Below are 25,160 nucleotides of genomic sequence, written 5' to 3'. Positions count from 1 at the left end.
TTATTCTTCAAAAAATAGATTATAAACCTCTCTTGGTGTTTTCATTTTTTCATATATGTCAACAGCTCCCCAAACCATAGGGTAAGCAAAAATCGCTCCTGTTCCCTCTCCAAGTCTCATCTTCATATTTAAAAAAGCCTCTTTTCCAAGCTCTTTTAATATTAATTTCATTCCTGGCTCTTCACTTATGTGAGTAAATAATAAATAATTTTTTATTATTGGATTTAATCTAGAGGCTACTAAAGCTGCCACTGCTGATATAAATCCGTCTACTAATATCAATTTTCTACATTTTGCAGCACCTATATAAAGTCCCACCATAAATGCAATGTCTAACCCTCCAACAGAGGCTAATATCTCTGTAGGACTCATTTGGAAAGTATTATATCTAACACAACTTTCAAATATTATTTTTTTCTTAAGGGCTAACCCCTCGTCATTAACTCCAGACCCTCTACCAACAGCCTCGTCTAAACCACATCTTGTAAGTGAGTATAAAACTGCTGAAGATGTTGTAGTATTTCCAATTCCCATCTCTCCTGTTGAGAAAACATCATACTCCTCTTCAAGTTCCTCTATTGTAAATATTCCATTTTCAATAGTATCAATCACTTGATTTATCTCCATTGCTGGCTCTTTTCTAAAGTTTTTAGTCCCATTTACAACTTTTGATATAAAAAAGTTTGGATATTTTCTAGGAATACTTTTTTTCATTCCTACATCTATAACTTTTAAATCAACGTCTAGATTTTTACAAAATATCCCAATGGGAGCAATTCCATTTAACATCTCTTCTGCCACAAGTCTTGTATATTCTGGTGGACAAGGAGAGATATTTTCCTCTATAATACCATTGTCAGAAACTGCCACAATATGACAACCTTTTCTTTTTATCTTTCCTATCGAATAAGGTAGTATCCCTGCTAGTTGCTCTGCAATCTCCTCCAAAACTCCAAGACTTCCAATAGGTTTCATCTTGCTATCAAGAATCTCTTTACACTCTCTTTTTGAGTTTTTATTTAAAAAAGTCACATCTCTTAAACTTTCTTGAAATCTTTTCATTAAAAATTAGACTCCTTTCCAATTTAGTCCACAAAGCAAAGGATAATTGTCTTTAAACTCTATTATAGTAACACTTCCATTCTCTATCTTATATTTCCAATAACTATCAAGAGTTTTATTAGCAAAGTAATAGCTAAGCATAGTGCATATTACCCCCCAATGTGTCCCTATAAGATAGGTCTTATTATCTTCTAAACTCTCTACAAAATTAACTACCCTTTTTTGTAAGTCACTTGGACTTTCTCCATTCTCAAAATTATATGTTTTCCATTCTTTTTGAGAAATCAAAAGCTCTTCGGGATATTTTTCTTTCAGTTCTTGATAAGTATATCCTTCAAAAATCCCAAAGTTTAGCTCTCTTATCTCCTTTGAAACTTTTATCTCTAAACCTTTATGATTGATTATCTCAGCTGTTTTATAAGCTCTTTTTAAATCACTAGAGTAAATCTCATCATAATCCATATTTTTTAAAATCTCCCTAGCTGACTTAACTTGCTCTATACCTTTTTCTGTAAGGTCTGCATCTAAGAAACCATAATAAAGCTTTTGAAGATTCATTGTAGTTTCTCCGTGTCTAACTAAGATTAATTTTTTCATAGGCTAACTCCTAATGAAATATAGATTCCAAATAGTACAACAAGTTGTGAAAGCTCTAGTACAGCTCCTAATGTATCTCCTGTAATTCCACCTATTTTTCTCTCCATAAGTTTTGCAAAATAAGCTCCTAGAACATGAGTTACAAAAATAGTATTAACTACATAAAGAGCATTGAAACCTCTATATAATATAGCTTGAACAAGTAAAGAATAGATAAGAGATATTAAAATCCCTACCATTACCCCTTGTCTGTCTGTTTGTTCTACTAAATCCTTTGCACTTCCAGAGGCTTTAGCATATGGAGACATTCCACAGTTTAAAACACTGTTGGCTCTTGCAATAACCGGAGAGATTAAAAGAGCTAGTCCCATTCCATTAAGTTGTAATTTTCCTGAAAGCAAACCTAAATTTATAATAGGAAATTCATTTTGAATCCCTGCAAGTAATAAAACTTTTAATAGGAAATACATTATAAGAGCAATAGCTCCGTTAGCACCTATTCTTGAATCTTTCATTATCTCAAGCATTTTTTGTTTACTTCTGTAACTAAAAATCCCGTCAAATGTATCTGAAAGTCCATCAAGATGCATTGCACCTGTTAAGGCTATTTCTAGTAAAACCATTACCCCTGCAAGTATATAAGCTGAACGGATAAAGCTTCCAAACAGCAAATAAAAAACATACATAATTATTCCTATAACTATCCCTACTACTGGGAAAAATCTCATACTTTTTCCCATTTTTATAGAATCAAATTTTGGATCCATTGGAATAGGTAGTCTTGTCATAAATTTAAAAAGTAATATCAATCCTTCCATCTAATCTCCTCCACAAATTATTTTAATTTCATAGGGATTCCTGAAACTACAAAATATCCCTCATCAGCTTCTTTAGCCACTATTTGATTTATTTTTCCAGCTATATCTCTAAAATATCTTCCTAAATGATTGTCTGGAACAAGTCCCATACCAAGCTCATTAGTAACAACTACCATATCTACTGGACTTTCTTTTACAAAATCTAAAATTGCCACAACTTCATTTATAATGAATTTTTTTATTTTATCAACTTCCATCATAGAAGTATTGTCCCAATCTCTGTCATTATCAAGTATCATATAGTTAGTAACCATATTAGTTAGACAATCTAAAAGTATAACATCATACCCCTCAATATGCCCTTTTAAAAGAGTTGGGATATTTTTATAATTTTCAATTGTCTTCCAGTTTTTACCTCTTCTTCTTTTATGCTTAGTAATTCTATCTTGCATTTCATCATCAAAAGCTATACCTGTTGCTAAATAAATTTTTTTGCTATATCTTTCTTCTATATACTCTTCTGCAAAACCACTTTTACCAGAACGAGCCCCACCACTAACGTAGATTATTTTTCCCAAAATAAAAGACCTCCTTAATTTTCTTATTGATAATTATATCATATATTTTAGTTAATTTGTATTCTTTTCACAAAAATAAAGGTAAAAAAAATACCAAAAAGAAAATCTTCTCGGTATCTTTTCTACTGCTTATTTTATAAACTATATTTTTTATAAAGTTTCTTTGTTTTCGTAGACCTCTTTCATAAATGTCTCTTGTGAATTTATACTTTCTTCACCTATTTTTGGAATTAGTCTTAAATATCTTTTGCTATTTTGTAGCACTCTTGCCTTTGTATTATCTTTCATAATCACTTCAAGGATATGTTCTATCCTATCTTTGCTTTCTTGTGAAGTGATTGGACAAGAGATTTCAACTCTATGTTCTGTATTTCTAGTCATCATATCCCCAGAAGATATATAGATTTTTCTTTCTTCTTTTGTTCCAAAAGCATAAATTCTTGAGTGTTCAAGGAAACGTCCCACAATACTTATGACTTTTATATTTGAAGTTTTTCCAATTATCTCTGGGATAAGGCAACAAATTCCCCTTATAATAAGAATTATTTTTACACCTTTTTCAGACGCTTTTATAAGTTCTTTTATAATATCCTTGTCAGTAAAAGAGTTACATTTTATTATTACTACTCCCTCTTTTCCCTCTTCACATTTTTTTATCTCTTCTTCAATAGACTTTATTATGTTGCACTTAAATCCAACTGGGGCAATCCATAATTTTTTATACATTCCATAAAGATTTCCCATAGCCATATTTTTGAAGAATTTATCAGCGTCAACACCGATTTCCTCATCACTTGTTATAAAAGAAAGGTCTGTATATATTTTTGCTGTTTTTTCGTTATAATTTCCTGTACCTATTTGTGTTATATACTTAAATTCATTTTCATCTTTGTAAGTTATTAGACAGATTTTAGAGTGTACTTTAAATTTATCCATTCCATATATTACTCTGCAACCTGCTTCTTCTAATTTTTGAGCCCATTCAATATTGTTATTTTCATCAAATCTTGCACGTAACTCCATAAGTACTGTAACTTCTTTTCCATTTTCAGCAGCATTTATAAGATAAGTGGCTAGAGTTGAATCCTTAGAGATACGGTATAAAGTCATTTTGATAGCTTTTACTTTTGGATTGTTAGCCGCCTCTTTTACAAGTTCCAAAAATGGTTTCATACTTTCAAATGGATAATGGATAAGTAGCTCTCTTTGGAATACCTCTTCTATCATACTTTCTTTTTTTATAGTTTGAACTGGTATAAATGGAACGTATGTAAGTTTTTGTTTTAATTCCTCTGATATAATATTTTCTAATGAAAAACAATATGTTGTATCAAGTGGTGTATCTGAAATGAAAAATTGCTCACTCTTTAAGCCTAATTTTTCCATAAAATATTTATTAAAATCTTTTTTCATTTTCTTTTGCATTTCAATTCTTACTGGAGAAAGTTTTGAACGGCTTTTTATAAGTTTTTTCATATGTTGTCTATAATCAATTGAGTCATCGTAAATTTCTAAGTCAGTATCTATATCAGCATTTCTTGTGATACACATAATAGTGCTATCTACAAACTTATACATTGAGAAAATGCTTTGAGCAAAGTACAGAATAATATCTTCAAGTAATAGATATATTCCATTTTCTTTGTCTAAAACCACTATTCTATCTATACTTTCTGGTACAGGAATAATTCCTATAACCTCATTTTTTTTGTTTTCCAAATGCACTACTACGTGCAATTTTTTATTTGGTATAAATGGAAATGGGTGCCATAAATCTATGATTTGTGGAGATAGAATAGGTAAAATATTTCTTTTAAAATATTTCTCTACTTTTTTTATTCCGCTTTCATTAAGATTTGCCATTTTTTCAAAGTTTATATTATTTTCTCTTAAAGAAACATCAATTTTTTCATATACATAATCACGAAGTCTATAAAGTGTCTCTGTATTTTTATATATTTCTGAAAGTTGTTCCTTAGCACTCATTCCTGTTTTATCATCTGAATAGTTTGGGATATACTTCATATAGTCATTAAGTGTCCCAACCCTTACCATAAAAAATTCATCAAGGTTTGTTGTAAAAATTGATATGAATTTTAATCTCTCAAGCAAAGGAGTTGTCTCACAATCTGCCTCTTCTAACACTCTTTCATTAAATTTTAGCCACGAAAGTTCACGATTATCTATATACTCAATTTTTTCATTATTTTTCATTATTTTCTTCCTTATCACTCATTTGATCTATGATTCTATCTATAAAATATCCCTCTCTTATTCCGTCTTTACTAATCTTTATTACTTCGCAACCAAATCTTTTGATTACTTCGTTTAAGATTACAAGTCCTCCTGAAAGAGAAAATATACGTTCAGGTTTGATTTTATATACAGCTTTGTAATCTTTAACATCTGAACTCTTAAGTCTATTTAAAATCTCCTTAACATTTGCTCTGTTGAAAGATCTTTCCTCAGCTGGTATTTTAAATAACTCTTTTGATATTTCAAGAGCAGCTCTTGAACTTCCTCCAATAGCATACATTGTTTCATAGTTACTTTCAAAATTCCATTGAAGTTCATCTAAAGCGTTATTGATGATTTTTTTCATCTTTTTAAGCTCTCTATCTGTAGCTATAATTCCTTTTACTGATTTATTTTGAAGATTTAAAGCTCCTATTGGAATACTAGTTAATCTTTTTATCTCTCCATTTTCAAATAAAACAAGCTCTGTACTTCCACCACCGATATCTATAAGAACCCCTCTTGATAATTCACAAGAGTTTTTTACTCCTATAAAATCAAGTCTTGCTTCCTCATCTCCAAATAAAACTTCTGGAACAATTCCTGTTCTTTCTTTTATTTCATTTAAAACTATCTCTCTATTGTTAATATTTCTAAGAGATGCTGTTGCAAATACAGAGTAATTTTCTATATTTTGTGATTTTAATATATCCTTATATCTATTTAAAACAAAACAAGCTTTTGAAATCCCTACCTCTGTAAGACCTCCATCTTCTACACAAGCAGCTAGACCAGCTATAGCTTTTTTATTTTGTAAAAGTCTTATCTTCCCATCTTCATATTTAAAAATCGACAATCTTATGGTATTAGACCCCAAGTCAATTATTCCATAAACCATATACACTCCTCCTTCTATAATTTCTCAGTGTATATTGTAAACTTTCAATGTAATTTTAATATTTATTTTATGTAAAAACAGTGTAAAAAAATTTACATTAAAAAAAGAGTTGCGTAAAAATGAATAAAATCACCATTACTACAACTCTTATTTATATTACTATTTTGTTAACTATTTAGCTTTTCTTTTGCAAGTTCTTTTTTTCTTAGGTTCTTCTTTAACGTTTAATCTGTCTGATAAGTCTTTTCCAACTTTAAATTTTACATAGTTTTTAGGAGTTATTTTGATAGGTTCACCAGTTCTAGGGTTGATACCTTCAGCTCTTTTTGTAGTTTTTCTTTCAAAAGTTCCTAGCCCTCTAAAAACTAAAACTTCTTCTGTTGCAAGTGCTTCTTTTAGTGTTTCTACAAAAACTTCTACTTGTCTTTTTGCTTCTTCTTTACTTGGCAAATTTGCCTTTTTCATAAGTAATTCTGCAAATTCTACTTTTTTCATAGTTCCTCCCTTTAAAAGATAATAGATAAAAAATCATTTAACTTAATATATAAGACTTTAAAAAACGTTGTTTTGTCTAAAAAATTTTTATTTTTTTTGAAATTTATTTTACTTAGGTTTAAACCTTATAACCACGAGGAGTGATCATCTTGTTATTTACTACTTTTGTATTGGAATTTCCTATTATCACAGTAGAAAACATATTTATTTCATAATCTAACATCTTATCAAGAGTAGTGATGTCATAATTCTCTCCCTCTCTACCAACATTTCTTGCAATTAGAACTGGAGTATCTTTTCTTTTATGTTTTAACATAATATCTCTTGCTTCATTTATAAGTTCAGATCTGCCACTACTTTTTGGATTATATAGAGTGATTACAAAATCCCCTTGTGATGCCAAATCTATTCTTTTTTTAATAAGTTCCCAATCTGTTAAAAGATTGCTTAAAGAGATATTTACACTATCATGAACAATAGGAGCTCCCCCAAGACTTGCTGAGGCGTTAGCTGAAGTTATTCCCGGAACTATCTCAACTTCTACTTGACCGCCTGCAATCTCTAGCATTAAACCTGCCATTCCATAAACTCCTGCATCTCCAGAACTAATAAGTGATATTATATTTCCTTCAAGAGCAAGTTTTAAAGTTTCTTCACATCTTGCCACCTCTTTTTTCATATAGGATTTTATTATTTTTTTATCTGGAAACATACCCTCTATTAAATCAACATATGTTTTATACCCTATTATTATATCTGAATTTTTTAGGACATCATAGGCTCTAAAAGTCATATTCTCTTTATTCCCTGGTCCTAACCCTACAACGTAAATCTTACCCATCTTTTGTCTCCTCCTCGTATACTGACACTGTAATACCTTGAAATCTAGACTTTTCTATTAAAAGTTTTCCCTCTCTTTCTGAGGCGAGAATACTACACGGAGCTGATACTGCCCCTACTCCTATGGTTTTTCTCACAAAATCAGAAGTTTCAAACTTATCCTCTATTTTTTTTATCTCATCTCTTGAAATAATTTTTAGTGGAACATTAAAATATTTTGCACTTTCTATTATTCCAACTTCGTCTTTTTTTATATCAACTGTCCCCATAACTCTTATGGCTTTTGTAGAGATGTTTAGAGATTTTAGAGTTGTTTCTATTATTTCAATTATCTTTTCTTTTGGGGTATCTTTTTTGCAACCAATACCAATTGAAATATTTTTTGGAATAATCTGAGTTATTTCAATTTTCTCACGATTTGATACTACTATCACACCACTTGGATTACTATCTTCTATATTTTGTGGAACTTTTATAGAAACACTCTCCCCTGCTACAATAAGGCTTGTAACTTTTTTGGCTGACTCTAAACTTTCCAACTTTCCATTTATTTTTTGAGCTAGAGTGTCCACAGCAATCTTCCCTGAAATATCTGATGATGTAGTAATAAGCGGATATGCTCCTATACTTTGGGATATATCTTGAGCTAGTTCATTTCCACCTCCAAGATGTCCTGAAAGTATCGGAATTATAAAATCACTCCCCTCATCTATAACCAAAACACAAGGGTCAACATCTTTTGTTTTTATATATAGAGCAATAGCTCTAACTGCTATCCCTACCGCTGTTATAAAAATAATTCTTTTGTATTCAGAAAAAATCTCCCCAACTTGCTCCTTAAAACTCCCCTTAATAGTAAAGGTAGATTCATCAGAAAATTTTTCCATAGTATAGATGTCTATTGGAGCCTTAGTATAGATTTTTTCTATTTTTTTTGCTTGTTCTACACCTTTTTTGGTAACAGTAATAAGAGCTATTTTATTCATCTTTTCCCTTTCTATACTCGTGAGTAAAGGTTTTATCATAAAGTTTTGACTTTGAGTATCTATCTCCTAAAAAATCTCCTACTAAAATCTGAGCAGTCTTTGTAATATTTTCTTTTTTTACAAGGTCTGAGATAGTTGCTAAAGTTCCTATAACTTTTTTTTCATCTTTCCAAGTGGCTCTTTGAACTACTGCCACTGGAGTATCTATTGGATAGTGTGTTAAAAGTTTTTCTACCACCTCATCTATCATTTGAACTGATAAAAATATCGCCATTGAGGCTCTATGTGAGGCAAGGCTCTCTAAAGATTCTCTCTCAGGAACTGGAGTTCTACCAGCAAGTCTTGTACAGATAACTGTTTGGCTAACATCTGGCAAAGTAAACTCTTTTTTTAGGCTACCAGCTGATGCAAGGAAAGAACTAACTCCCGGAATAACCTCAAATTCTATCCTATTTTCCTCTAAAATATCCATTTGCTCTCTATGAGCTCCAAAAATACTAGGATCCCCTGTATGAACTCTTGCTACCATTTTATTATTTTTTACTGCATTTATAGTAACGTCCATAACTTCTTCTAAAGTCATAGTGGCACTATTATAAACCTCTGCCCCCTCTTTATGACAATTGATAACTTCTCTTGGAACAAGTGAACCTGCATATATAATCACATCAGCCTCTTTTATAAGTCTTTGCCCTTTTACTGTGATTAGTTCTGGGTCTCCCGGTCCTGCTCCTATGAAATAAACTTTTTCCATTTTTCAATCCCCCCTTTCTTAAGAATTAGAGTTGAAAAATATGGTATCTCATCTTTTTTTAAGTCCATTATATCAAAATATACTCTTTGATTTGGCTTTCCAGAGTCGCAAACCAAAACTATATTATTTTCATTTCCTGTGATTTTTAATGCCTCCTTAAGCTCCTCAAATTTAAGAGAGGCTTTCATAACTACAAGGTTATCATTTTCCTCTATATGCTTTATTATAAAATCTCTATCGCATTTTCTATAAAGTCCAATTACTTTTAGGCTCTCATCTCCAATAACCAGTGGAATATTAACACGAGAAGCAATATCTACAAAAGATGAAATCCCCGGTATTGTTTCCACTTGATATTTTTCATTAAGATATTCTAATATATAAATATATGTGCTATATGTCATTGGGTCGCCTATCGTTATAAATCCAACATTTAAACCTCTATCAAGATGTTCCTCAATTACCTTTGCATTTTGTTTTCTTTCAATCTCCCTCTGCTTAACGTCGGGATTCATAGAAAACTCCATATCAATAAATTCTATTCCCTCTTTTAAATATTCTTTAGCTATTCCATAAGCTGTACTTGAAAACTCACGACCTGCGTTAGGCAGTATCACCACATCTATTTTTTTTAGGGTATTCACAGCCTTTATTGTTATCATTTCAGGCTCTCCAACACCTACTCCTATTCCATATAATTTACTCATTATTTACTTTCTCCCGTTTATTATATATATGGGATTTTCTCCCATCATCATTGTATAATTTCCTAATTTTTTACTTCTTGAAACTGAAATATTTACTATCTCTATATCTTTTAAATTTTTTCTTTTTAAAATATTCATAACCTCTGTTAGAGTTTCCAGAGCTATTAAATTTATTACAAAAATACTATCATCACTAGAGTATTCAATAAAAAAATCTATAATCTCCTCCATATTTCCAGATGAGCCACCTATAAACATTCTATCAAAACCTATATTTTTTATCTCATCTAAATCTTTGGGAGCTATACCCTCAATAAGTTTATAATTGTTTATCCTAAATTTTTTTAGATTTTCTTTTATCAATTCACAACCTTTTGGATTTTTCTCTATTCCATAAACATACCCTTTTGTAAGGTAGGTACTTCCCTCAATACCGACACTTCCTGTCCCTGCTCCTACATCTACAAGGATTGAATTTTCTCTTAAATCAAGTTTTGCTATTGAGATAGCTCTTACTTCATCTTTAGTCATAGGAACTTCCCCTCGGATAAAATCTCTATCTTTTATATGTCCCATTGGCTCTCCTTTTCTAAAATAACCACATTCATTTGATAATCTCTTTGATAAGATTTATAATCCCTTGCATAAAATCTAGTTATTTTTTCATCACTATATGATAATCTTTCTCCAACTATAATTTGAGTGTTTTGATACCCACTATCCGCTAGAGTTTTAGCTATCTCATAGGGGTTATTTTTGCTATCTGTAAGAAGTATCAAACCTCTTTTGCTTTTTTCTAAGGCTTTCACAATATCATTTTCCCTACCGTGGACACTTAAAAGAGTAAAGTCTTCCCAAGTATCACAGATTTTGGCAAATAAATATTGAAAAGATGAAATATTTGTGATAACCTCTATATTTTCATTAGGTAAGTTTTTCTTTATATATCTTAAAAGGCTATAAAAACCAGTATCCCCTGAAACTATTATTGAAATATTTTTATCTAGGTTTGATTTTATAAAATCTAACATATCTGATAACTTTTTTAGTGTGTAGACTTTACAAACTTTTGGTATTATAGGTGATATATCCTCTAACTGCCTTTCTCCACCTATAATTATATCTGAAGTTTTTATTCTATTTTCTCCTACCTTTGAAAAATATTCAAGATTTCCTACTCCTAAGCCTATAACATTTATCATATTTACAACTCTCTTTTTTATTTTTTTAATATATACTCTAAAGATTTCTCTTCCAATAATTTAAAATTACAAACAAAATTTAACATTGGTATTTTAGAATTATTAACTTTTAAATCATAAAGTTTTTTAGCTTTTGTTATGATTATTTCTTTATTTTCTTTTATAAAATTATACTCTTTAAATAATAAACTCTTATAAAAAATATCATTTTCTTCTAATATATCATATTCTTTTATTACATTCTTATTATATATTGGAATCATACTATTTAATCTTAATGTTCCTAAAAGTTTAGCTTTTTCTTTTTTGTCCACCATTCTTATAACAACCATTGATGATTTTCTTATTTTTCCATCTTTATCATAATCATCTTTTTTATCAGGAGAAGAAAAAGGAATAAAATAATCAAAACAATCATAAGAAAAAACAACTCCCAAATATTTTCTTTCTTTTTTATAATCTTTTCCATCAGGTTTTAAAACAAATTTATCAAAACCTCTTAAATAATTTATATAATCTTTATCTAATTCTACTATTTTCATATCTCTCCTTGTATAAAGAAAAAAGCTATCATCAAGATAGCTTTTGTTTTTATAGTTCCCCACTTTAGAGTAGAGGCTCACTCGTTTTTATAGCTCCTCTTTTTAGAGCAGAGGCTCACTCGTTTTTATAGCTCCTCTTTTTAGAGCAGAGGCTCACTCGTTTTTATTTTCTTCATTATACCATTTCATTATTAAGAAATCAAGATTTTTATTTTTTCAATCTGTTTATTATATAAATTCCACCATAGATTTAAAGCCTTTACTTATGCCTATTTTATCTTTAAAGGAAAAAATCAGTGCCTCACACCTTATATCCTCTCCTCTTAGATATTCTTCACATTTTTGTGCTACTTTATTGGCTATAAAATCAAAAAATTCTGTCTTTTCTATATAATCACAAGCCTCTTCAACTGTATTAGCTCCCAAGATTTTATGGATATTTTCTATATTCTCTCCTACTAAAAGAGCATTTGCAACCATTATTTCTATACGAGCATCAGCCACTTTGCTATGGGTATTATAAATCCCCCCAGCTATCTTTATAGCCTTACCAATATGCCCAACTAAAAATATTTTTTTGTAACCAAGCTCCACTGCACAGTCTAGCATAAATCCAACATAGTTACTAATAACTATAAGGTTTTCGGTATCAAGCCCAAGCTCCTCACAATATTTTTTCCCATAGTTCCCAAAGGAAAAAATTATCCAATCTTTTTTGTTATTCTCTTTTAAAACTTTAAGTTCTAGCTTTAGAGAGTCTTTTAACGCCTCCTCACTCATTGGTTTTAATATCCCAGTAGTACCTAAAATCGAAAGTCCACCTTTTATACCTAACTTTTCATTAAAGGTTTTTTTAGCTATCTCTCGCCCTTTGGGAATATAGATTTTTACTAAGATTTTTTTATTTCCAATGGGATTTTCTTTAAGAAATAACTTTATATTTTTTACTATCATTTCAAGGGGTTTTGGATTGATTGCATATTTCCCAATTGGCTGTTGCAAACCTTTTTTTGTGATAACTCCTACACCACGACCACCTGTTATATAGATATTATCTATATTATACATTGAGGGATTAGGCTTTATTTCATCAACCAAAGTTACCTTTGTAAAAATCTCCATACCATTTGTTACATCTGGGTCATCACCAGAGTATTTTATAACAGAGGCTGTACAAAAGTTTTTTCTTTTTCTAAGACGATTTATTGGGATTTTTAGGGTTTTATTATCAACTAAAAATATATCTACAAAGTCCAATATCTCATCTTTTATAAGGTAATTAAGACTTGCAATAACAGAGGCTACAACACAACTTCCTGTGGTATACCCAGATTTTAACTTTTTCATTTAAAATCCCTCTCTTTTATAAATCTGATACAATATTCCGTGAAGTATTGCCACAGTTACTGTACTTCCCCCTTTTCTTCCGTCAATAGTGATATATGGTACATCAACTGATTTGAAAAATTCCTTTGACTCACTAGCTCCTACAAATCCAACAGGTGCTCCCACTACAAGCAGTGGTTTTTCAATCTCTCCACTTTCTATAAGCTCCTTTAATCTATAAAGAGCTGTTGGAGCATTCCCAATTAAAAATATCTTTGTATCCGTATCCCTTGAGGCATGTTCTATCCCAACTATTGAACGAGTAACCCCTCTTTCTTTGCTCTCTCTTGCCACTTCTTCATCTGACACCAAAGTATAAGCTGTACAACCAAATTTTTTTAAAACCATTTTGCTAAGCCCATTTACTATCATATTGGTATCACAATATATTTTTGTCCCCTCTAAAAGTGCTTTTTTCCCACTTTCTATTGGATTATTTAGAAATTTTATAAGGTCAGCATACTGAAAATCTGCTGTTGTATGGATAACCCTTTTAACTATTGGTAGCTCCTCGTCAGTAAAGTTTTTTATCTTATCCCCAAGCTCACTAGTTATTATTTCAAAACTTCTTTTTTCAATAAGTTGTGGTTCTTTTATATATTCTCTCATTACTCTTTTCCCTTTCTAAAATTTCCAAAATTAAAAAAATCCATAAAACTAAAACGATTTTTCTTTTCTCTGTATGCCAAAGCCCTATCAAGCAAGTCAAATATCAAATCTTTGCTTGTAAAAAAATGGATATGTGGATAGCCACACAGAAGATTTTTATCTTCGTAGCCACAATCCCAGCTACGTCCGTCTTTTTTTGAGATTTTAAACACTCCCTCTCTGCCACCTATAACCTCAGAATAGTGAAATTCGTGAGCAGGGTAGGAAAATCCTTTAAAGTTTACATCTATATATCCAAATCTTTTGATATTTAATCTATTTTTCATAACAAAACTTCTATCTGTAACCCCTACAAAGTTATAGGTTTTGTCATCTAAAGTTGTAAGAGATTTTGAAAGGTAGATATATCCTCCACACTCTCCATATATAACTCCATTTCTGCTGTAAAAATCCCTTATTGAATCTATCATACTTTGATTTTTAGATAAAGTTTCTCCATAGTTTTCAGGATAACCTCCACCAAAATATAGTATATCCACATTATCTGGAATAGTTTTATCTTTTATTGGTGAAAAATATCTTATCTCTACCCCTAAACCTTTTAAAAACTCTATATTATCATTATAATAAAAACTAAAAGCACTGTCCTTTGCAATACCTATTGTAACCCCTTGATATTTGTCTTTTTTATCAAGGGAGATTATTTTTGATTTTAGATTTATTACCTTGTTGGTATTGATTATAGTACCACTTATAAGTTTATCAACTATCTCATTTTCTTTTGTTTTTATTTCAGTTAGCTCTAAGATTTTATCAAGATTTATTGTTTCTTTTATTTTACTTGCTAGTATCTCTAATTTTTCTTCAAGCTTTTCATCTTCACCAGCTTGAATAAGTCCAAGGTGTCTTTCTCCAAGTTCTACTTCTTGAATTTTTAGTAGATAACCAAGACAAGTTATCCCTGTATATTTTTCAATAGAACTTGCTAAAATATCATAGGCTTTTTTTGAAGTTACACGATTTATGATAACACCACAGATATTTATCTCAGAGTCAAAGTTTTTGTATCCTAAGACTTCAGCAGATATACTAGTCCCTCTTTTTTCTCCGTCTACTACTAGAATTATTGGAAGATTTAAGATTTTTGAAATATGAGCTGTACTTCCATTTGTGAGACTATCTCCCAGTCCGTCATAAAGTCCCATTACACCCTCGATTATAGATATATCTTTTCTATGTTTTAGGAAACTATATTTTATACCCTCCTCTTTCATAAGAAAATAATCTAGGTTGTAGCTTGGATTTTTGGTAGCATATTCGTGAAATCTCCCGTCTATATAGTCAGGTCCTATCTTAAAAGGAGATACATTTTGAAAATTTTTCATAAGTCCAAGTGTTATAGTTGTCTTGCCTATACCGCTCTTAGTTCCAGCAATAATAAACCCTTTCATATTATCCCCCTTTTGTTAAAAAATTTTTGAATCTAGGTATATTATACTATATTTTTTGAAAAAATTCTCTATAATTTCGTGTACAATTAATTAGAAATAAATTATAAAAATTCCTTTACTTTTGGTAATTAAAAAGGTAAAATGATAATATATAATGAGGTAGTTTGCCCTTATATTTATAGGGCTTTAATAGTTTATATTATTAGAAATTAATATAAATTACAAAAATTTTCTTTTTCGTATAAAGAAAGTTTAAAGTTAATTTCCTTTTATATAATTAAAAATTACTACAGATTACAGAAATTTGATTTAATTAAAACTCACTCCATTAAAATCTCAAAACTCGCTACGCTCAAACAATTGAGATTTTTAGCATTCCATGTCGTTTATTAAATCATAAATTTCTTCCATATTTTCGTAATTTTTAATATATGTGATAAGAGAGAAGTGATTTAGTTTATTTTTCTTATATTGGTTTTAGAATTATGAGAAAGTAGGGAAAAGGGGTTTTAATTTTCCTTATATAAAACTTTAATAAAAAAAACTCACTTACATATTGTGTAAGTCAGGTCAAAAGGATAAAAAATGGATTGGATAATTGGAGGAACAAAGGATTCTAGAGATTTTATAGAGAGTCTACTTAAACAAAATAAAAATAATATTATAGTAACAACAGCCACACCTTATGGGAAAAAACTTCTTGAAGAGTATCCAATAGATGTAATTGTAAAGCCTATGGACATAGATGAGATGAGGGAGTTTATCAAAAAATATTCTATAAAAAGGATATTTGATTTCTCTCACCCATATGCACAGGAAATATCAAAAAATGCTATGGATATTTCAAAGGTTGTGAACATTCTTTACTACCGTTTTGAGAGGGAAAATCTCGAAAATAATTTCTCTGATAATAAGAATATAATTTACTTTACAGATATTTTTGAAATAACTAAATTTATTTCAAATCTCAATAAAAATATCTTGGTTACTCTGGGGAGTAACACAATAGAAAAATTTAAAAATCTACCAAATCTTAAGAATATCTATTTTAGAATTTTACCTACAACTTTGGCTCTTGGAAAGTTAGAGGAATGTGGAATAATGGCTAAAAATATAATTGCTCTGCAAGGACCATTTTCCTATGATTTTAACTTGGCTATTCTTAAAAATTACAAGATAGATTATTTAGTAACAAAAGAAAGTGGAACTACTGGGGGAGAATTAGAAAAAATAAAATCTGCTCTTGATATAGGGGCAAAAGTCCTTATACTCAGACGTCCTGCTATCCAATATCCTTGGGTTAGCAGTAACATAGAGGAGATTTTAAAAATTTATTTAGATGAAAGGAACTAGAATGAAAAAGAAATTTCTAATAGGAACAAGGGGAAGTGAACTTGCTCTTGCTCAAACAAAGATAGTTAAATCTCTACTTGAAAGTAGATTCCCTGACTATGAATTTGAAATAAAAATAATCGTTACAACTGGAGATAAAGACCTCTCTACTAACTGGGGTAGCCAAGGGGTATCTATTAAGAATTTTTTCACTAAGGAGATTGAAAAAGAGTTACTTGAGGGAGATATTGATTTTGCAGTACACTCAATGAAAGATATGCCAAGCATTTTACCTAATGGTTTAATAATGGCAGGGGTACCAATCCGTGAGGACAACAGAGATATATTTATTTCAAAAAATTCTCAAAAACTTATGGAACTGCCACCAAATCCCATTATTGGGACAAGCTCTCTTAGACGTAGTCAATGTATAAAACAAATAAGACCTGATGCAATAATAAAACCACTTAGAGGAAATATCCACACAAGAATCAGAAAATTATATGAGGAAGATTATGACGGGATTGTTCTTGCTGGAGCTGGGCTTTTAAGAACAGGTCTGAGTAATAAGATAACTGAATTTTTTGATATAGAAGACGTTGTACCTGCACCAGCACAAGGGGCTTTATGTATCGAGTATAGAGAAAATGATGAGGTTGTAAAAAATCTACTTGACGCTATAACCGACTTAGAAGTAACAAAAGTTATTGAGGCTGAAAGGGAGTTTTCTAAGATATTTGACGGTGGTTGTCACACTCCTATTGGTTGCAGTGGTAAGATAGTTGAAGAAAATGGGGAAAAATTTATTGAGCTTTTTGGAATGTACTCTATGAATGGCAAGTTTTACAAAAGAAAGATGTTTGGAAAATTGGATAAAAATATAATGGTAGCAAGGCTTTTAGCCTCACTTTTAAAAGGTGATATAGATGGATAAAGGAAAAATCTATTTTGTAGGGGCTGGAGCTGGAGATTTTGAACTTTTGACCCTAAAAGGAAAAAGATATATAGAAAATGCCGATTGTATTATCTATGACAGACTTATAAATGATAAGATACTTAGTTTTGCAAAATCTAATGCAGAACTAATTTACCTTGGAAAAGAAAATACAGAGGGGGGACTTCTTCAAGAGAGAATAAACCAAACTCTTGTGAAAAAAGCTATCTCTGGAAAATATAAAAATATTGTCCGTCTGAAAGGTGGAGATTCCTTTGTATTCGGTAGAGGAGGAGAGGAGATAGAGGCGATACTTCCTCACAATATCCCTTTTGAAATGGTACCGGGGATTTCATCATCTATCGCTGTACCAGAATATGCTGGTATCCCTGTTACTCATAGGAAAATTGCTCGTTCATTCCACGTATTTACAGGTATGACAGCTGATGATGATAGTTTAGATTTTGAAACTATTGCAAAACTTCAAGGAACTTTGGTATTTTTAATGGGAGTTAAAAATCTAGAAACTATCACAAAATCCCTTATAAAATATGGTAAAAATCCTGAAACACCTATCGGAATAATAGAAAGAGGTTGCGAGGCTCGTCAAAATACAACTATTGGGACTTTAGAAAATATAATGACAAAGGCTCAGGGGATAAAACCACCTGCTATTATTATAATTGGTCAGGTTGTCGAAAAAAGAGAACTATATAAATGGTTTGAGGATAAGCCACTGTTTGGTAAAAAGGTGGTTGTTACTCGTGAGGCTCGTGAGGGGTATAAGTTTGGCTCTCAAATTGAAAGACTTGGAGGAAAGGCTATATCTTTACCTATGATAGACCTTATAGATGATATGATGGATTTTGATTACAAAGAGCTTAAAAACTATCAAGGGATAATGTTTAACTCACCAAATGGTGTAAAATTTTTCTTTGAACATATAGATGATATAAGAAATATAGCTCATCTTAAAATTGGGGCTATCGGTAGCAAGACTTCCCAAGAGCTAAAAAAATATAAAATAACTCCTGATGTTATGCCAAGTGAATATTTAAGTGAAAATCTAGCTTTTGAGATGACTAAGGTTACAAGTGAAGGGGACAAGATATTTATTATGACCTCTGATGTATCTCCTATTGACGAGGCAAGTTTTTCAAAAAAATATAAAAGAGAGTTTAAAAAATATATTGGGTATAAGAATATCCCTTGCAACACAACAAAAGAGAATATAATAGATACTATCAAAGGGGCTACTCATATTACTTTCTTTAGTGGGTCTAGTGCTGAGAATTTTTTCAAAACCTTAGAAGATGACAGTCTTCTTGAGGGAATAAAGGTAATCTCAATAGGTCCATCTACCACTCGTAAAATAAGGGAGTTTAGCCAAATACCTGTGATAGAGTGTAAAATCTATACTGGTGATGAAATTTTAAAAAATTTAGAAATCTTTTAAAACAAAATAAAAAGTGAGGTAAATAATATGGTAAATGATGTAACTCTTGAAATGATTAAAGACGCTGCTTACACCATAAAAGATTCGATAAAAAGAACTCAACTTATGGAATGTCCTACTCTTTTTGAAATGACTGGAAATAGAGTTTATTTCAAACTAGAAAATCTTCAAAAAACTGGTTCTTTCAAAATAAGAGGAGCTATGAATAAGATTATGAACTTGACAGATGAGGAAAAAGCTCGTGGAGTTATTGCATCTTCTGCTGGTAATCACGCTCAAGGGGTGGCTCTTGGAGCTACAAGTCTTGGTATAAAATCAACTATTGTTATGCCAGGGACTGCACCTTTATCAAAGGTAGCTGCCACTAAAAATTATGGAGCTGAGGTTGTACAAGTAGGTACTGTTTATGATGACGCATATAAAAAAGCTTGTGAAATCCAAAAAGAAACTGGAGCAACTTTCTTACACCCATTTGATGATCCATATGTAATAGCTGGTCAAGGTACAATTGGGCTTGAAATATTAGAAGATTTAGAAAATGTAGATGTGGTAATAGTTCCAATCGGTGGTGGAGGTATTATCTCTGGTATTGCTAAAGCTATAAAATCTATTAAAAAAGATGTTAAAATAATAGGTGTTGAACCGTCTAACGCACCATCTATGAAAGAGGCTGTGGCTAAAGGTTGCCCTTGTACTGTAAAAGTTAGTCCTACTATTGCTGACGGTATTGCTGTGGCTCGTGCTGGTAACTTAACTTGCAAAATAATCTCTGAGTATGTTGATGATATAGTGACAGTTACTGAGGACGAACTTGCAAAAGCTATACTTTTCTTATTAGAAAAATCTAAAGTATTGGCTGAGGGAGCTGGAGCATCTCCTCTTGCTGCTCTACTTTCTGGTAAAATAAAAGAAAAAGGTAAAAATATCTGTTGTGTTGTGTCTGGTGGTAATGCTGATATAACTGCTGTTGAAAGAATAATCAACAAAGCCCTTGTACTATCTGGTAGAAAGGTTGAACTTAACGTTATTGTTGAGGATAGATTTGGAGAACTTAACAAACTTTTATCAATCCTTGCTCAAGAAAAAGCAAGTGTCCTAAGCATCAACCAAACTATGTATAGCTCTAACCTACCAATAAACTCTCAAAAAGCCACTGTGGCTATCGAGTGTATGGACGAGGCTCATAGAGATAGAATAATTGAAACTATTAAATCAGCTGGTTTCCAATTAAGATAGTTTTATCTTTGGTAATATTTTATATAAATAGTCCAGACTAAAGTCCTTGAAAATCAAGGGCTTTTTTCTTTATTTTAAAAACTCCATAAATTTTCTTTTAGTGTCAGCCCCTCTCTTTGACATACCTGTAACCAGAATAGGAAAGCACATCTCAGAAATTCTATCAGCTATCCTTGCACCAAACCTTTCCCCAATCTCCTCTATATTTAGATTAGTGGTGATAATAAGAGGTTTTAAAGCTCTGTATCTAGTGTCTATCATAGCAAAAGTTTTTTCAATAACAAACTCTGATATTTTTTCAGCACCAAAATCATCTATTATCAAAAGGTCAGAGTCTTTTATATAAGAAAGTAAATCTTTTTCTGCCTCAGCCCACTCCCTTTGAATTTTCCCAATATAAAGCCCCATATTCATAATAACAACTGTTTTGCCACTGTCCATAAGATAATTCCCTATACAGCTAGAGGCGTAGGTCTTCCCTGTACCAACTCCCCCATAAAATAAAATCCCCCTTGGAGCATTCCCTTTCTCTATAAACTTTTCAGCAAAAGCACGAGCTATCTTTATATAGTTTTGACTCATATCAGCTCTTTCAAAAGTGCTTAACCTAAACTTCTCGTCTATCAAAGATATATCTCTAAACCTCTTTATTCTGTTTGCTTTGCACTCCTCCACTCTCTTTTTCTCAAGCTCTTCTAGTTCTTTTTCTTTTTGGATTTCAAGACAATCACAATCAGGAATATAGATTATTTTCTCTTTTATAAAATCGGGTAACCCCTCCAAAATATGTGGATTTTTTTTATAAGGTTTCCCACAATATCTGCAAATAGGAATATTTTTCATAAACTCCCCCTTACAATTTCATTACTAATTTAAGAAATAAAAATAATTTAGATCATTTTTTATATTTATTCGTTTATATCCGTATAATACTATTATATACGTTAAAAGTAAATAAGTAAAGAAAAATCTTGTTTTTTTTATAATAGTGGAGTATAATGAGATTAAATACGTAACTATCGAATAATTATCTTAAGGAATAAATTTTATCGTACATTCAATCGAGGAGGAACTATGCAAAGGACAAGATTAAGTTTGGTTTTAAAGGAATTAAGAAACTCTAGAGGTCTAACTATAAAAAAATTATCTGAATTAAGTGGAGTTGGAAATGGAACTATCGGAGATATCGAAAGTGGAAAAAGTAGAGGAAGTCAAAAAACTTTAGATATCCTTAGTGAAACATTAAAACTTACTAAAAAAGAAAGAAATAGATTGGATTCAGCATTTTTAGGACGTAATATAGTATTTGATACAGATAAGACTTGCAATCTTTCTAAAAATCAAAGAATAGAGTTAAATGATTTCTTACAAGATGCCATTTTATACTTCCAAAATGAAAAAATCTCTGATGAGGACAAGGCTAAACTTTTTGAATCTTTACAAGAGGCTTATTTTGAGATAAAACTTGCTAACAAAAGAAGAAAAAAATAGGGGTGGGGAAATGGATATTCCTTTAAGAGTAAAAAAATTAGTTGAAAAATGGGGTACGAGTAATCCTTTTAGTCTTTGCAATTATCTTGGAATAATCGTAAGTTACAAGGATTTAGGTAATCTTAAAGGGTACTCTATGAAAAAATTTAGAAGAAAATATATCTGTATAAATGAAAATCTAAATGAGGTAGATCGGCTTTTTACCTGTGCCCACGAGTTGGGACACTTGATGTGCAACCATTTTGATAATCTGAATTTTCTTCTTAATAACACATACCTTGTGAATATATCAGTTTATGAAGATGAGGCTAATCTTTTTGCAAAGGAGCTTTTAAAAGATAACGAAACTTGGTGTGCAACCTCACAGATTGATAAAAAATATTGGGATATATTTTACAAATAAAATCACAAATATAGCAAAAGAGCTAAACAAAAATGTCTAGCTCTTTTTTTCTGGATAAATTTTTGACTTGGGTAGGGGTTAATCTCTTGAGAGGATTATACCCTTTTTCTGTTAAAAAGATATTTATTTCTTGTAAAAAAATTGTAAAAGAAAATCAATCGCCAAATAGGGTTTTTAGAATTTTTTCTACTACCAAGATAATTATCTCCAACAGCTTGTACTTATAAAAGTTATCCATTGATACTAATTAGCATTAGATACAAAATACTCAAAAGCCACTATCTCAGCTTTCTCTTTGCCAATTCTTGCAAGAGAGTTTTCACCAGATTTTATCTCTTTGTTTATTTGAGTTATCCACTCATCAAAACTTTCATATGGACAATCTAATGGTAACTCCTCTCCATCTGTTTTCATCTTTTCCAAAGTCTTTAAAGTCAGCTTGTCATCTGCTATCTCCTTATTATAAGTCCCCTCTCTTTTTACTGATTCCTTAAGCTTTGCTAAAGATTCCTCTACGATTGGTTTTGCCTCTTGATTTGTCATTCTATCTCCTCCTTTTCTTTTGATATATAAATGATACCATAAAAAAATTTTTTCTAAAAATACGAGATAGAGGGTTTGAGAGGGTGTTGGAGAGTTTCCTCAAAAAAATATTTTTAAAAAAAATCTCTTGACAATACGTCGTACTATGGCGTATAATAATTATACGAGGAGGGCGATTAATTATGAAAGATAATTTTGAAACTTTGGCTAAAAAAATTTATAAAGATGTAATTGAATATTCTAAAAATAATAAAAAAACTCTAAAGAGTATGGCTCGTAATATTGGTATTCCCTATACAACCTTTGTTACTTGGCTATACAAACTAAAAAAAGGAAAAATTATATCCTTAGAGGGAATAAAAATGATAGAGGAAACTATATCTAAAAGGTATATATTTTTTTGACTTTTTTATACGTTTAAGGCGAATAATTAGGAGGATATATGAAGAAAAACGGATTTTTTATCATTGAAAGATTTATGGTAGATGATTTGAAACTCAAGGGGAATGAACTTATAATATACGGTATTATCTACGGATTTTCAAAAAATAACTCATCTTTTGAGGGAAGTCTTAACTACTTAGCTGGTTGGATAGGTTCTAGCAAACAGACTGTGATTACTGTTATTAAATCCCTTATGAATAAAGGGCTTATCCAAAGAGTAGGGATTAACAAAAGTATGAGAACATATATTTATAGGGCTTTGGACAACCAGTCAAATATTTTAACTGATGAAAGTCAAAAAAATATAGCTTGTCAGTCAAAAGATTTTACTGAGATAGGTCAAAATATTATACCCAATAATATAGATAATAATATAAATAATAAAATAGATGATACTCTCTACAAAGATACTATAAAAGAGATTTTAAAAGATTGGAACATAAATTATATGACTATTGTGAGATTTAAAAAACCTATCCAAAGAGTAAAAGATGTAGTGGCTTTTGCAAAATCAAACAACAAAGGAGAGGGTTGGATAGTAAGTGCTATACGAGATGATTACAGGCTTTATAACATTGAGAAAAACTTTAAAAAGATAGGGGAAGAAACCTACAAAGATAGTGAAATCCCCGATGATAATATTGAACTTTATAAACATATGGGATTTATATAAATATGATAAAAAATCGTAGTTTATGATATGTATATAATCAAAAATACTTATTTTTATATTTTATTTTTATTAGAAAAAGGAGGAAATATGAAAGTTTTGGCAAAGAGAAACATGATGGGAAGATCTTTTAAAATCTATGGAGATATTGAAAACCCTCTATTTTTAGCTCGTGATGTGGCTAGTTGGATTGGGCATACTAATATCTCTCATATGTTGAATATGGTTGATGATGATGAAAAGCTGACTTACACAATGTGTAACTCAGGTCAAAATAGAGAAATGTGGTTTTTAACAGAAGATGGACTTTATGAAGTTTTGATGCAATCAAGAAAACCTATTGCAAAAACTTTTAAAAGAAAGATAAAAGAGATATTAAAAACTATCCGTAAAAAAGGGGTATATCTTGCTAAACCACCTAAAGATGAGGAAAAACTATTATTAGCAAAGGCTGTACTTTTGATGCAATCAGAAATTGATGAAAAGACTATGAAAATAAAAGCACTAGAAAATAACGCCAGCCAAGACCGTCCAAAAGTTATTTTTGCTGAGGCTGTGGAGGGGTCTAACCACTCAATTCTCATTGGAGAACTTGCAAAAATCATTAAACAAAAAGGATACGATATAGGACAAAAACGTCTATTTGCTTGGCTTAGAGAGAATAATTATCTGATGAAAAAAGGGGATTCTTACAATATGCCTACTCAAAAATCTATGGATATGAGATTATTCGAGATAAAAGAAAGCCTTGTTACACATTCAAATGGACATCAATCAGTGGTTGCCACTACTAAGGTTACAGGAAAAGGACAGGTATATTTTATAAATCTTTTTATTAAAAAACTTTACGAAGAAAAATATGGAGAAAGTTTATCATAGGGAGGGCATATGGATAGCAATTTAAACTTAATAAAACATTATCTTTTGAAAGGTTATACTCTTGAGAAAATAGGAGAAGTTATGAAGATAGATGATACAAGTTTATTTGTTCTACTTCAACGTTATAGCTCATTTTTTAAAGATTTAACTTGGGTATTAAGAAAATAAAAGGGAGTTTATTTTCTACACCTAAACATAGGAGGAATCATGATAAATTTTGATTTTATGGAGGATTGGGAGATAATCGAGGGGACAAAACCAAGAAATCCTAAAGAGGAAGAATTTCTAAAGATAGCTTATAAAACTCTTGGAGAATTGACTACAATAAAAAGACTTTCAGAGTTTCTTGGTATGGGGAAGTCAACTATTTATAAGGCTTTGTCTGAAAGAAAATTGATAGCCTACAAAACAGGTAATAAAAACCTAATCCTCACAAAAACTATACTAAATATAATATCCTCTGATGAGGAATAAAAAAGGACTGTTGCATTTTTATTAATAAGAATATAAATTAAAAATTACGGAAATTATGAAGAAAAATTAGATTTATAAAGCGATATCGAATGCTAAAAATCACAACTGTTTGAGCGTTAGCGAGTTTTGTGATTTTAA

At 30.7% G+C, this 25,160-nt stretch carries 30 protein-coding genes; 11 read left to right on the top strand and 19 right to left on the bottom strand.

Features of this window, described 5'->3' with window-relative positions:
- The 17 genes from cobT to I6E15_RS04780 form a co-directional block, all read right to left on the bottom strand.
- Positions 1-1,062, bottom strand: coding sequence for a nicotinate-nucleotide--dimethylbenzimidazole phosphoribosyltransferase (cobT, locus tag I6E15_RS04860; protein ID WP_235245724.1), 1,062 nt, complete (start codon positions 1,060-1,062; stop codon positions 1-3).
- Between the two features lie 6 nt (positions 1,063-1,068).
- Positions 1,069-1,659 carry a histidine phosphatase family protein gene (locus I6E15_RS04855; protein ID WP_235245723.1) on the bottom strand — a complete coding sequence of 197 codons (591 nt, stop codon included), beginning with the start codon at positions 1,657-1,659 and terminating at the stop codon, positions 1,069-1,071.
- The gene (gene cobS / locus I6E15_RS04850) at positions 1,656-2,477 is read right to left on the bottom strand and encodes an adenosylcobinamide-GDP ribazoletransferase (RefSeq protein WP_235245722.1); all 822 of its coding nucleotides are present in this window, start codon (positions 2,475-2,477) and stop codon (positions 1,656-1,658) included. Before cobS ends, I6E15_RS04855 begins: the two co-directional genes overlap by 4 nt.
- A 17-nt stretch (positions 2,478-2,494) precedes the next feature.
- On the bottom strand, positions 2,495-3,055 hold the full coding sequence (cobU, locus tag I6E15_RS04845; RefSeq protein WP_235245721.1) for a bifunctional adenosylcobinamide kinase/adenosylcobinamide-phosphate guanylyltransferase: 561 nt from the start codon (positions 3,053-3,055) through the stop codon (positions 2,495-2,497).
- 150 nt (positions 3,056-3,205) lie between these two features.
- Complete coding sequence (gene ppk1 / locus I6E15_RS04840; RefSeq protein WP_235245720.1) at positions 3,206-5,269, bottom strand: polyphosphate kinase 1; 2,064 nt, start codon at positions 5,267-5,269, stop codon at positions 3,206-3,208.
- Positions 5,259-6,188, bottom strand: coding sequence for a hypothetical protein (locus I6E15_RS04835; RefSeq protein WP_235245719.1), 930 nt, complete (start codon positions 6,186-6,188; stop codon positions 5,259-5,261). The genes ppk1 and I6E15_RS04835 overlap by 11 nt, the downstream gene beginning before the upstream one ends.
- A 171-nt stretch (positions 6,189-6,359) precedes the next feature.
- Positions 6,360-6,683, bottom strand: coding sequence for an HU family DNA-binding protein (locus tag I6E15_RS04830; protein ID WP_177161162.1), 324 nt, complete (start codon positions 6,681-6,683; stop codon positions 6,360-6,362).
- A 118-nt stretch (positions 6,684-6,801) separates the two neighbouring features.
- On the bottom strand, positions 6,802-7,524 hold the full coding sequence (gene cobJ / locus I6E15_RS04825) for a precorrin-3B C(17)-methyltransferase (protein WP_235245718.1): 723 nt from the start codon (positions 7,522-7,524) through the stop codon (positions 6,802-6,804).
- A complete protein-coding gene (cbiG, locus tag I6E15_RS04820) occupies positions 7,517-8,509 on the bottom strand; it encodes a cobalt-precorrin 5A hydrolase (RefSeq protein ID WP_235245716.1) in 993 nt (330 codons plus the stop codon). Before cbiG ends, cobJ begins: the two co-directional genes overlap by 8 nt.
- Positions 8,502-9,263: a precorrin-4 C(11)-methyltransferase gene (gene cobM, locus I6E15_RS04815; RefSeq protein ID WP_235245705.1), complete on the bottom strand. Its 762-nt coding sequence runs from the start codon at positions 9,261-9,263 to the stop codon at positions 8,502-8,504. Before cobM ends, cbiG begins: the two co-directional genes overlap by 8 nt.
- Complete coding sequence (gene cobI / locus I6E15_RS04810; protein WP_235245774.1) at positions 9,242-9,973, bottom strand: precorrin-2 C(20)-methyltransferase; 732 nt, start codon at positions 9,971-9,973, stop codon at positions 9,242-9,244. Before cobI ends, cobM begins: the two co-directional genes overlap by 22 nt.
- The gene (cbiT, locus tag I6E15_RS04805; RefSeq protein WP_235245704.1) at positions 9,974-10,546 is read right to left on the bottom strand and encodes a precorrin-6Y C5,15-methyltransferase (decarboxylating) subunit CbiT; all 573 of its coding nucleotides are present in this window, start codon (positions 10,544-10,546) and stop codon (positions 9,974-9,976) included. It abuts the gene before it with no gap.
- The gene (cbiE, locus tag I6E15_RS04800) at positions 10,534-11,172 is read right to left on the bottom strand and encodes a precorrin-6y C5,15-methyltransferase (decarboxylating) subunit CbiE (protein WP_235245702.1); all 639 of its coding nucleotides are present in this window, start codon (positions 11,170-11,172) and stop codon (positions 10,534-10,536) included. The genes cbiT and cbiE overlap by 13 nt, the downstream gene beginning before the upstream one ends.
- Before the next feature lie 17 nt (positions 11,173-11,189).
- Positions 11,190-11,714 (bottom strand): type III toxin-antitoxin system ToxN/AbiQ family toxin, encoded by a 525-nt coding sequence (locus I6E15_RS04795; protein WP_235245700.1) that lies wholly within the window; start codon positions 11,712-11,714, stop codon positions 11,190-11,192.
- A gap of 228 nt (positions 11,715-11,942) precedes the next feature.
- Positions 11,943-13,061 carry a cobalt-precorrin-5B (C(1))-methyltransferase CbiD gene (gene cbiD, locus I6E15_RS04790; protein WP_235245698.1) on the bottom strand — a complete coding sequence of 373 codons (1,119 nt, stop codon included), beginning with the start codon at positions 13,059-13,061 and terminating at the stop codon, positions 11,943-11,945.
- Positions 13,062-13,709 (bottom strand): precorrin-8X methylmutase, encoded by a 648-nt coding sequence (locus tag I6E15_RS04785; protein WP_235245696.1) that lies wholly within the window; start codon positions 13,707-13,709, stop codon positions 13,062-13,064.
- On the bottom strand, positions 13,709-15,160 hold the full coding sequence (locus I6E15_RS04780) for a cobyrinate a,c-diamide synthase (RefSeq protein WP_235245694.1): 1,452 nt from the start codon (positions 15,158-15,160) through the stop codon (positions 13,709-13,711). Before I6E15_RS04780 ends, I6E15_RS04785 begins: the two co-directional genes overlap by 1 nt.
- A 585-nt stretch (positions 15,161-15,745) precedes the next feature.
- Here I6E15_RS04780 and I6E15_RS04775 point away from each other — a divergent pair.
- Genes I6E15_RS04775 through ilvA form a run of 4 tightly spaced genes read left to right on the top strand, consistent with a single transcriptional unit; the run spans position 15,746 to position 20,118 of the window.
- Positions 15,746-16,513, top strand: a complete 768-nt coding sequence (locus tag I6E15_RS04775; RefSeq protein WP_235245693.1) for a cobalt-precorrin-6A reductase — start codon at positions 15,746-15,748, stop codon at positions 16,511-16,513.
- A 1-nt stretch (position 16,514) separates the two neighbouring features.
- Positions 16,515-17,426: a hydroxymethylbilane synthase gene (hemC, locus tag I6E15_RS04770; RefSeq protein WP_235245692.1), complete on the top strand. Its 912-nt coding sequence runs from the start codon at positions 16,515-16,517 to the stop codon at positions 17,424-17,426.
- A complete protein-coding gene (cobA, locus tag I6E15_RS04765; RefSeq protein WP_235245689.1) occupies positions 17,419-18,882 on the top strand; it encodes a uroporphyrinogen-III C-methyltransferase in 1,464 nt (487 codons plus the stop codon). The genes hemC and cobA overlap by 8 nt, the downstream gene beginning before the upstream one ends.
- A 27-nt stretch (positions 18,883-18,909) precedes the next feature.
- The gene (ilvA, locus tag I6E15_RS04760; protein ID WP_235245688.1) at positions 18,910-20,118 is read left to right on the top strand and encodes a threonine ammonia-lyase; all 1,209 of its coding nucleotides are present in this window, start codon (positions 18,910-18,912) and stop codon (positions 20,116-20,118) included.
- A gap of 69 nt (positions 20,119-20,187) precedes the next feature.
- Here the strand turns inward: ilvA and I6E15_RS04755 are convergent, their stop codons facing one another.
- Positions 20,188-20,961 (bottom strand): ATP-binding protein, encoded by a 774-nt coding sequence (locus I6E15_RS04755; protein WP_235245686.1) that lies wholly within the window; start codon positions 20,959-20,961, stop codon positions 20,188-20,190.
- 231 nt (positions 20,962-21,192) lie between these two features.
- Between I6E15_RS04755 and I6E15_RS04750 the strand changes: the two genes are divergently transcribed.
- The gene (locus I6E15_RS04750; RefSeq protein WP_177161148.1) at positions 21,193-21,609 is read left to right on the top strand and encodes a helix-turn-helix domain-containing protein; all 417 of its coding nucleotides are present in this window, start codon (positions 21,193-21,195) and stop codon (positions 21,607-21,609) included.
- A 10-nt stretch (positions 21,610-21,619) separates the two neighbouring features.
- On the top strand, positions 21,620-22,012 hold the full coding sequence (locus I6E15_RS04745; RefSeq protein WP_235245685.1) for an ImmA/IrrE family metallo-endopeptidase: 393 nt from the start codon (positions 21,620-21,622) through the stop codon (positions 22,010-22,012).
- Positions 22,013-22,255: 243 nt separating this feature from the next.
- Here the strand turns inward: I6E15_RS04745 and I6E15_RS04740 are convergent, their stop codons facing one another.
- Positions 22,256-22,555 (bottom strand): hypothetical protein, encoded by a 300-nt coding sequence (locus I6E15_RS04740; protein ID WP_235245683.1) that lies wholly within the window; start codon positions 22,553-22,555, stop codon positions 22,256-22,258.
- Positions 22,556-22,737: 182 nt separating this feature from the next.
- Here I6E15_RS04740 and I6E15_RS04735 point away from each other — a divergent pair, with 182 nt between their 5' ends.
- The 5 genes from I6E15_RS04735 (at position 22,738) to I6E15_RS04715 (ending at position 25,022) form a co-directional block, all read left to right on the top strand.
- Positions 22,738-22,959 (top strand): hypothetical protein, encoded by a 222-nt coding sequence (locus I6E15_RS04735; protein ID WP_235245681.1) that lies wholly within the window; start codon positions 22,738-22,740, stop codon positions 22,957-22,959.
- Positions 22,960-22,997: 38 nt separating this feature from the next.
- On the top strand, positions 22,998-23,672 hold the full coding sequence (locus tag I6E15_RS04730; protein ID WP_235245680.1) for a helix-turn-helix domain-containing protein: 675 nt from the start codon (positions 22,998-23,000) through the stop codon (positions 23,670-23,672).
- Positions 23,673-23,759: 87 nt separating this feature from the next.
- Positions 23,760-24,548: a phage antirepressor gene (locus tag I6E15_RS04725; protein WP_235245679.1), complete on the top strand. Its 789-nt coding sequence runs from the start codon at positions 23,760-23,762 to the stop codon at positions 24,546-24,548.
- Positions 24,549-24,557: 9 nt separating this feature from the next.
- Positions 24,558-24,716, top strand: a complete 159-nt coding sequence (locus I6E15_RS04720; protein WP_235245677.1) for a hypothetical protein — start codon at positions 24,558-24,560, stop codon at positions 24,714-24,716.
- Between the two features lie 39 nt (positions 24,717-24,755).
- On the top strand, positions 24,756-25,022 hold the full coding sequence (locus tag I6E15_RS04715) for a hypothetical protein (protein ID WP_235245675.1): 267 nt from the start codon (positions 24,756-24,758) through the stop codon (positions 25,020-25,022).
- The last annotated feature ends 138 nt before the right edge of the window (positions 25,023-25,160 follow it).

The organism is Fusobacterium perfoetens (assembly GCF_021531475.1).
Classification (GTDB): domain Bacteria; phylum Fusobacteriota; class Fusobacteriia; order Fusobacteriales; family Fusobacteriaceae; genus Fusobacterium_B.
This window is presented reverse-complemented; position numbering and strand designations above follow the sequence as displayed.

What these genes read in the sequence shown, in the direction of transcription:
- I6E15_RS04755 (WP_235245686.1), bottom strand. Translation starts at nt 20,961, where the DNA reads ATGAAAAATATTCCTATTTGCAGATATTGTGGGAAACCTTATAAAAAA.
- cobS (WP_235245722.1), bottom strand. Translation starts at nt 2,477, where the DNA reads ATGGAAGGATTGATATTACTTTTTAAATTTATGACAAGACTACCTATT.
- I6E15_RS04715 (WP_235245675.1), top strand. Translation starts at nt 24,756, where the DNA reads ATGATAAATTTTGATTTTATGGAGGATTGGGAGATAATCGAGGGGACA.
- cbiG (WP_235245716.1), bottom strand. Translation starts at nt 8,509, where the DNA reads ATGAATAAAATAGCTCTTATTACTGTTACCAAAAAAGGTGTAGAACAA.
- I6E15_RS04855 (WP_235245723.1), bottom strand. Translation starts at nt 1,659, where the DNA reads ATGAAAAAATTAATCTTAGTTAGACACGGAGAAACTACAATGAATCTT.
- I6E15_RS04730 (WP_235245680.1), top strand. Translation starts at nt 22,998, where the DNA reads ATGAAGAAAAACGGATTTTTTATCATTGAAAGATTTATGGTAGATGAT.
- I6E15_RS04720 (WP_235245677.1), top strand. Translation starts at nt 24,558, where the DNA reads ATGGATAGCAATTTAAACTTAATAAAACATTATCTTTTGAAAGGTTAT.
- cobT (WP_235245724.1), bottom strand. Translation starts at nt 1,062, where the DNA reads ATGAAAAGATTTCAAGAAAGTTTAAGAGATGTGACTTTTTTAAATAAA.
- I6E15_RS04735 (WP_235245681.1), top strand. Translation starts at nt 22,738, where the DNA reads ATGAAAGATAATTTTGAAACTTTGGCTAAAAAAATTTATAAAGATGTA.
- I6E15_RS04780 (WP_235245694.1), bottom strand. Translation starts at nt 15,160, where the DNA reads ATGAAAGGGTTTATTATTGCTGGAACTAAGAGCGGTATAGGCAAGACA.
- I6E15_RS04795 (WP_235245700.1), bottom strand. Translation starts at nt 11,714, where the DNA reads ATGAAAATAGTAGAATTAGATAAAGATTATATAAATTATTTAAGAGGT.
- cbiT (WP_235245704.1), bottom strand. Translation starts at nt 10,546, where the DNA reads ATGGGACATATAAAAGATAGAGATTTTATCCGAGGGGAAGTTCCTATG.
- cbiD (WP_235245698.1), bottom strand. Translation starts at nt 13,061, where the DNA reads ATGAAAAAGTTAAAATCTGGGTATACCACAGGAAGTTGTGTTGTAGCC.
- I6E15_RS04750 (WP_177161148.1), top strand. Translation starts at nt 21,193, where the DNA reads ATGCAAAGGACAAGATTAAGTTTGGTTTTAAAGGAATTAAGAAACTCT.
- ppk1 (WP_235245720.1), bottom strand. Translation starts at nt 5,269, where the DNA reads ATGAAAAATAATGAAAAAATTGAGTATATAGATAATCGTGAACTTTCG.
- cobM (WP_235245705.1), bottom strand. Translation starts at nt 9,263, where the DNA reads ATGGAAAAAGTTTATTTCATAGGAGCAGGACCGGGAGACCCAGAACTA.
- I6E15_RS04775 (WP_235245693.1), top strand. Translation starts at nt 15,746, where the DNA reads ATGGATTGGATAATTGGAGGAACAAAGGATTCTAGAGATTTTATAGAG.
- cbiE (WP_235245702.1), bottom strand. Translation starts at nt 11,172, where the DNA reads ATGATAAATGTTATAGGCTTAGGAGTAGGAAATCTTGAATATTTTTCA.
- I6E15_RS04740 (WP_235245683.1), bottom strand. Translation starts at nt 22,555, where the DNA reads ATGACAAATCAAGAGGCAAAACCAATCGTAGAGGAATCTTTAGCAAAG.
- I6E15_RS04830 (WP_177161162.1), bottom strand. Translation starts at nt 6,683, where the DNA reads ATGAAAAAAGTAGAATTTGCAGAATTACTTATGAAAAAGGCAAATTTG.
- I6E15_RS04725 (WP_235245679.1), top strand. Translation starts at nt 23,760, where the DNA reads ATGAAAGTTTTGGCAAAGAGAAACATGATGGGAAGATCTTTTAAAATC.
- ilvA (WP_235245688.1), top strand. Translation starts at nt 18,910, where the DNA reads ATGGTAAATGATGTAACTCTTGAAATGATTAAAGACGCTGCTTACACC.
- cobJ (WP_235245718.1), bottom strand. Translation starts at nt 7,524, where the DNA reads ATGGGTAAGATTTACGTTGTAGGGTTAGGACCAGGGAATAAAGAGAAT.
- I6E15_RS04835 (WP_235245719.1), bottom strand. Translation starts at nt 6,188, where the DNA reads ATGGTTTATGGAATAATTGACTTGGGGTCTAATACCATAAGATTGTCG.
- cobA (WP_235245689.1), top strand. Translation starts at nt 17,419, where the DNA reads ATGGATAAAGGAAAAATCTATTTTGTAGGGGCTGGAGCTGGAGATTTT.
- hemC (WP_235245692.1), top strand. Translation starts at nt 16,515, where the DNA reads ATGAAAAAGAAATTTCTAATAGGAACAAGGGGAAGTGAACTTGCTCTT.
- I6E15_RS04785 (WP_235245696.1), bottom strand. Translation starts at nt 13,709, where the DNA reads ATGAGAGAATATATAAAAGAACCACAACTTATTGAAAAAAGAAGTTTT.
- I6E15_RS04745 (WP_235245685.1), top strand. Translation starts at nt 21,620, where the DNA reads ATGGATATTCCTTTAAGAGTAAAAAAATTAGTTGAAAAATGGGGTACG.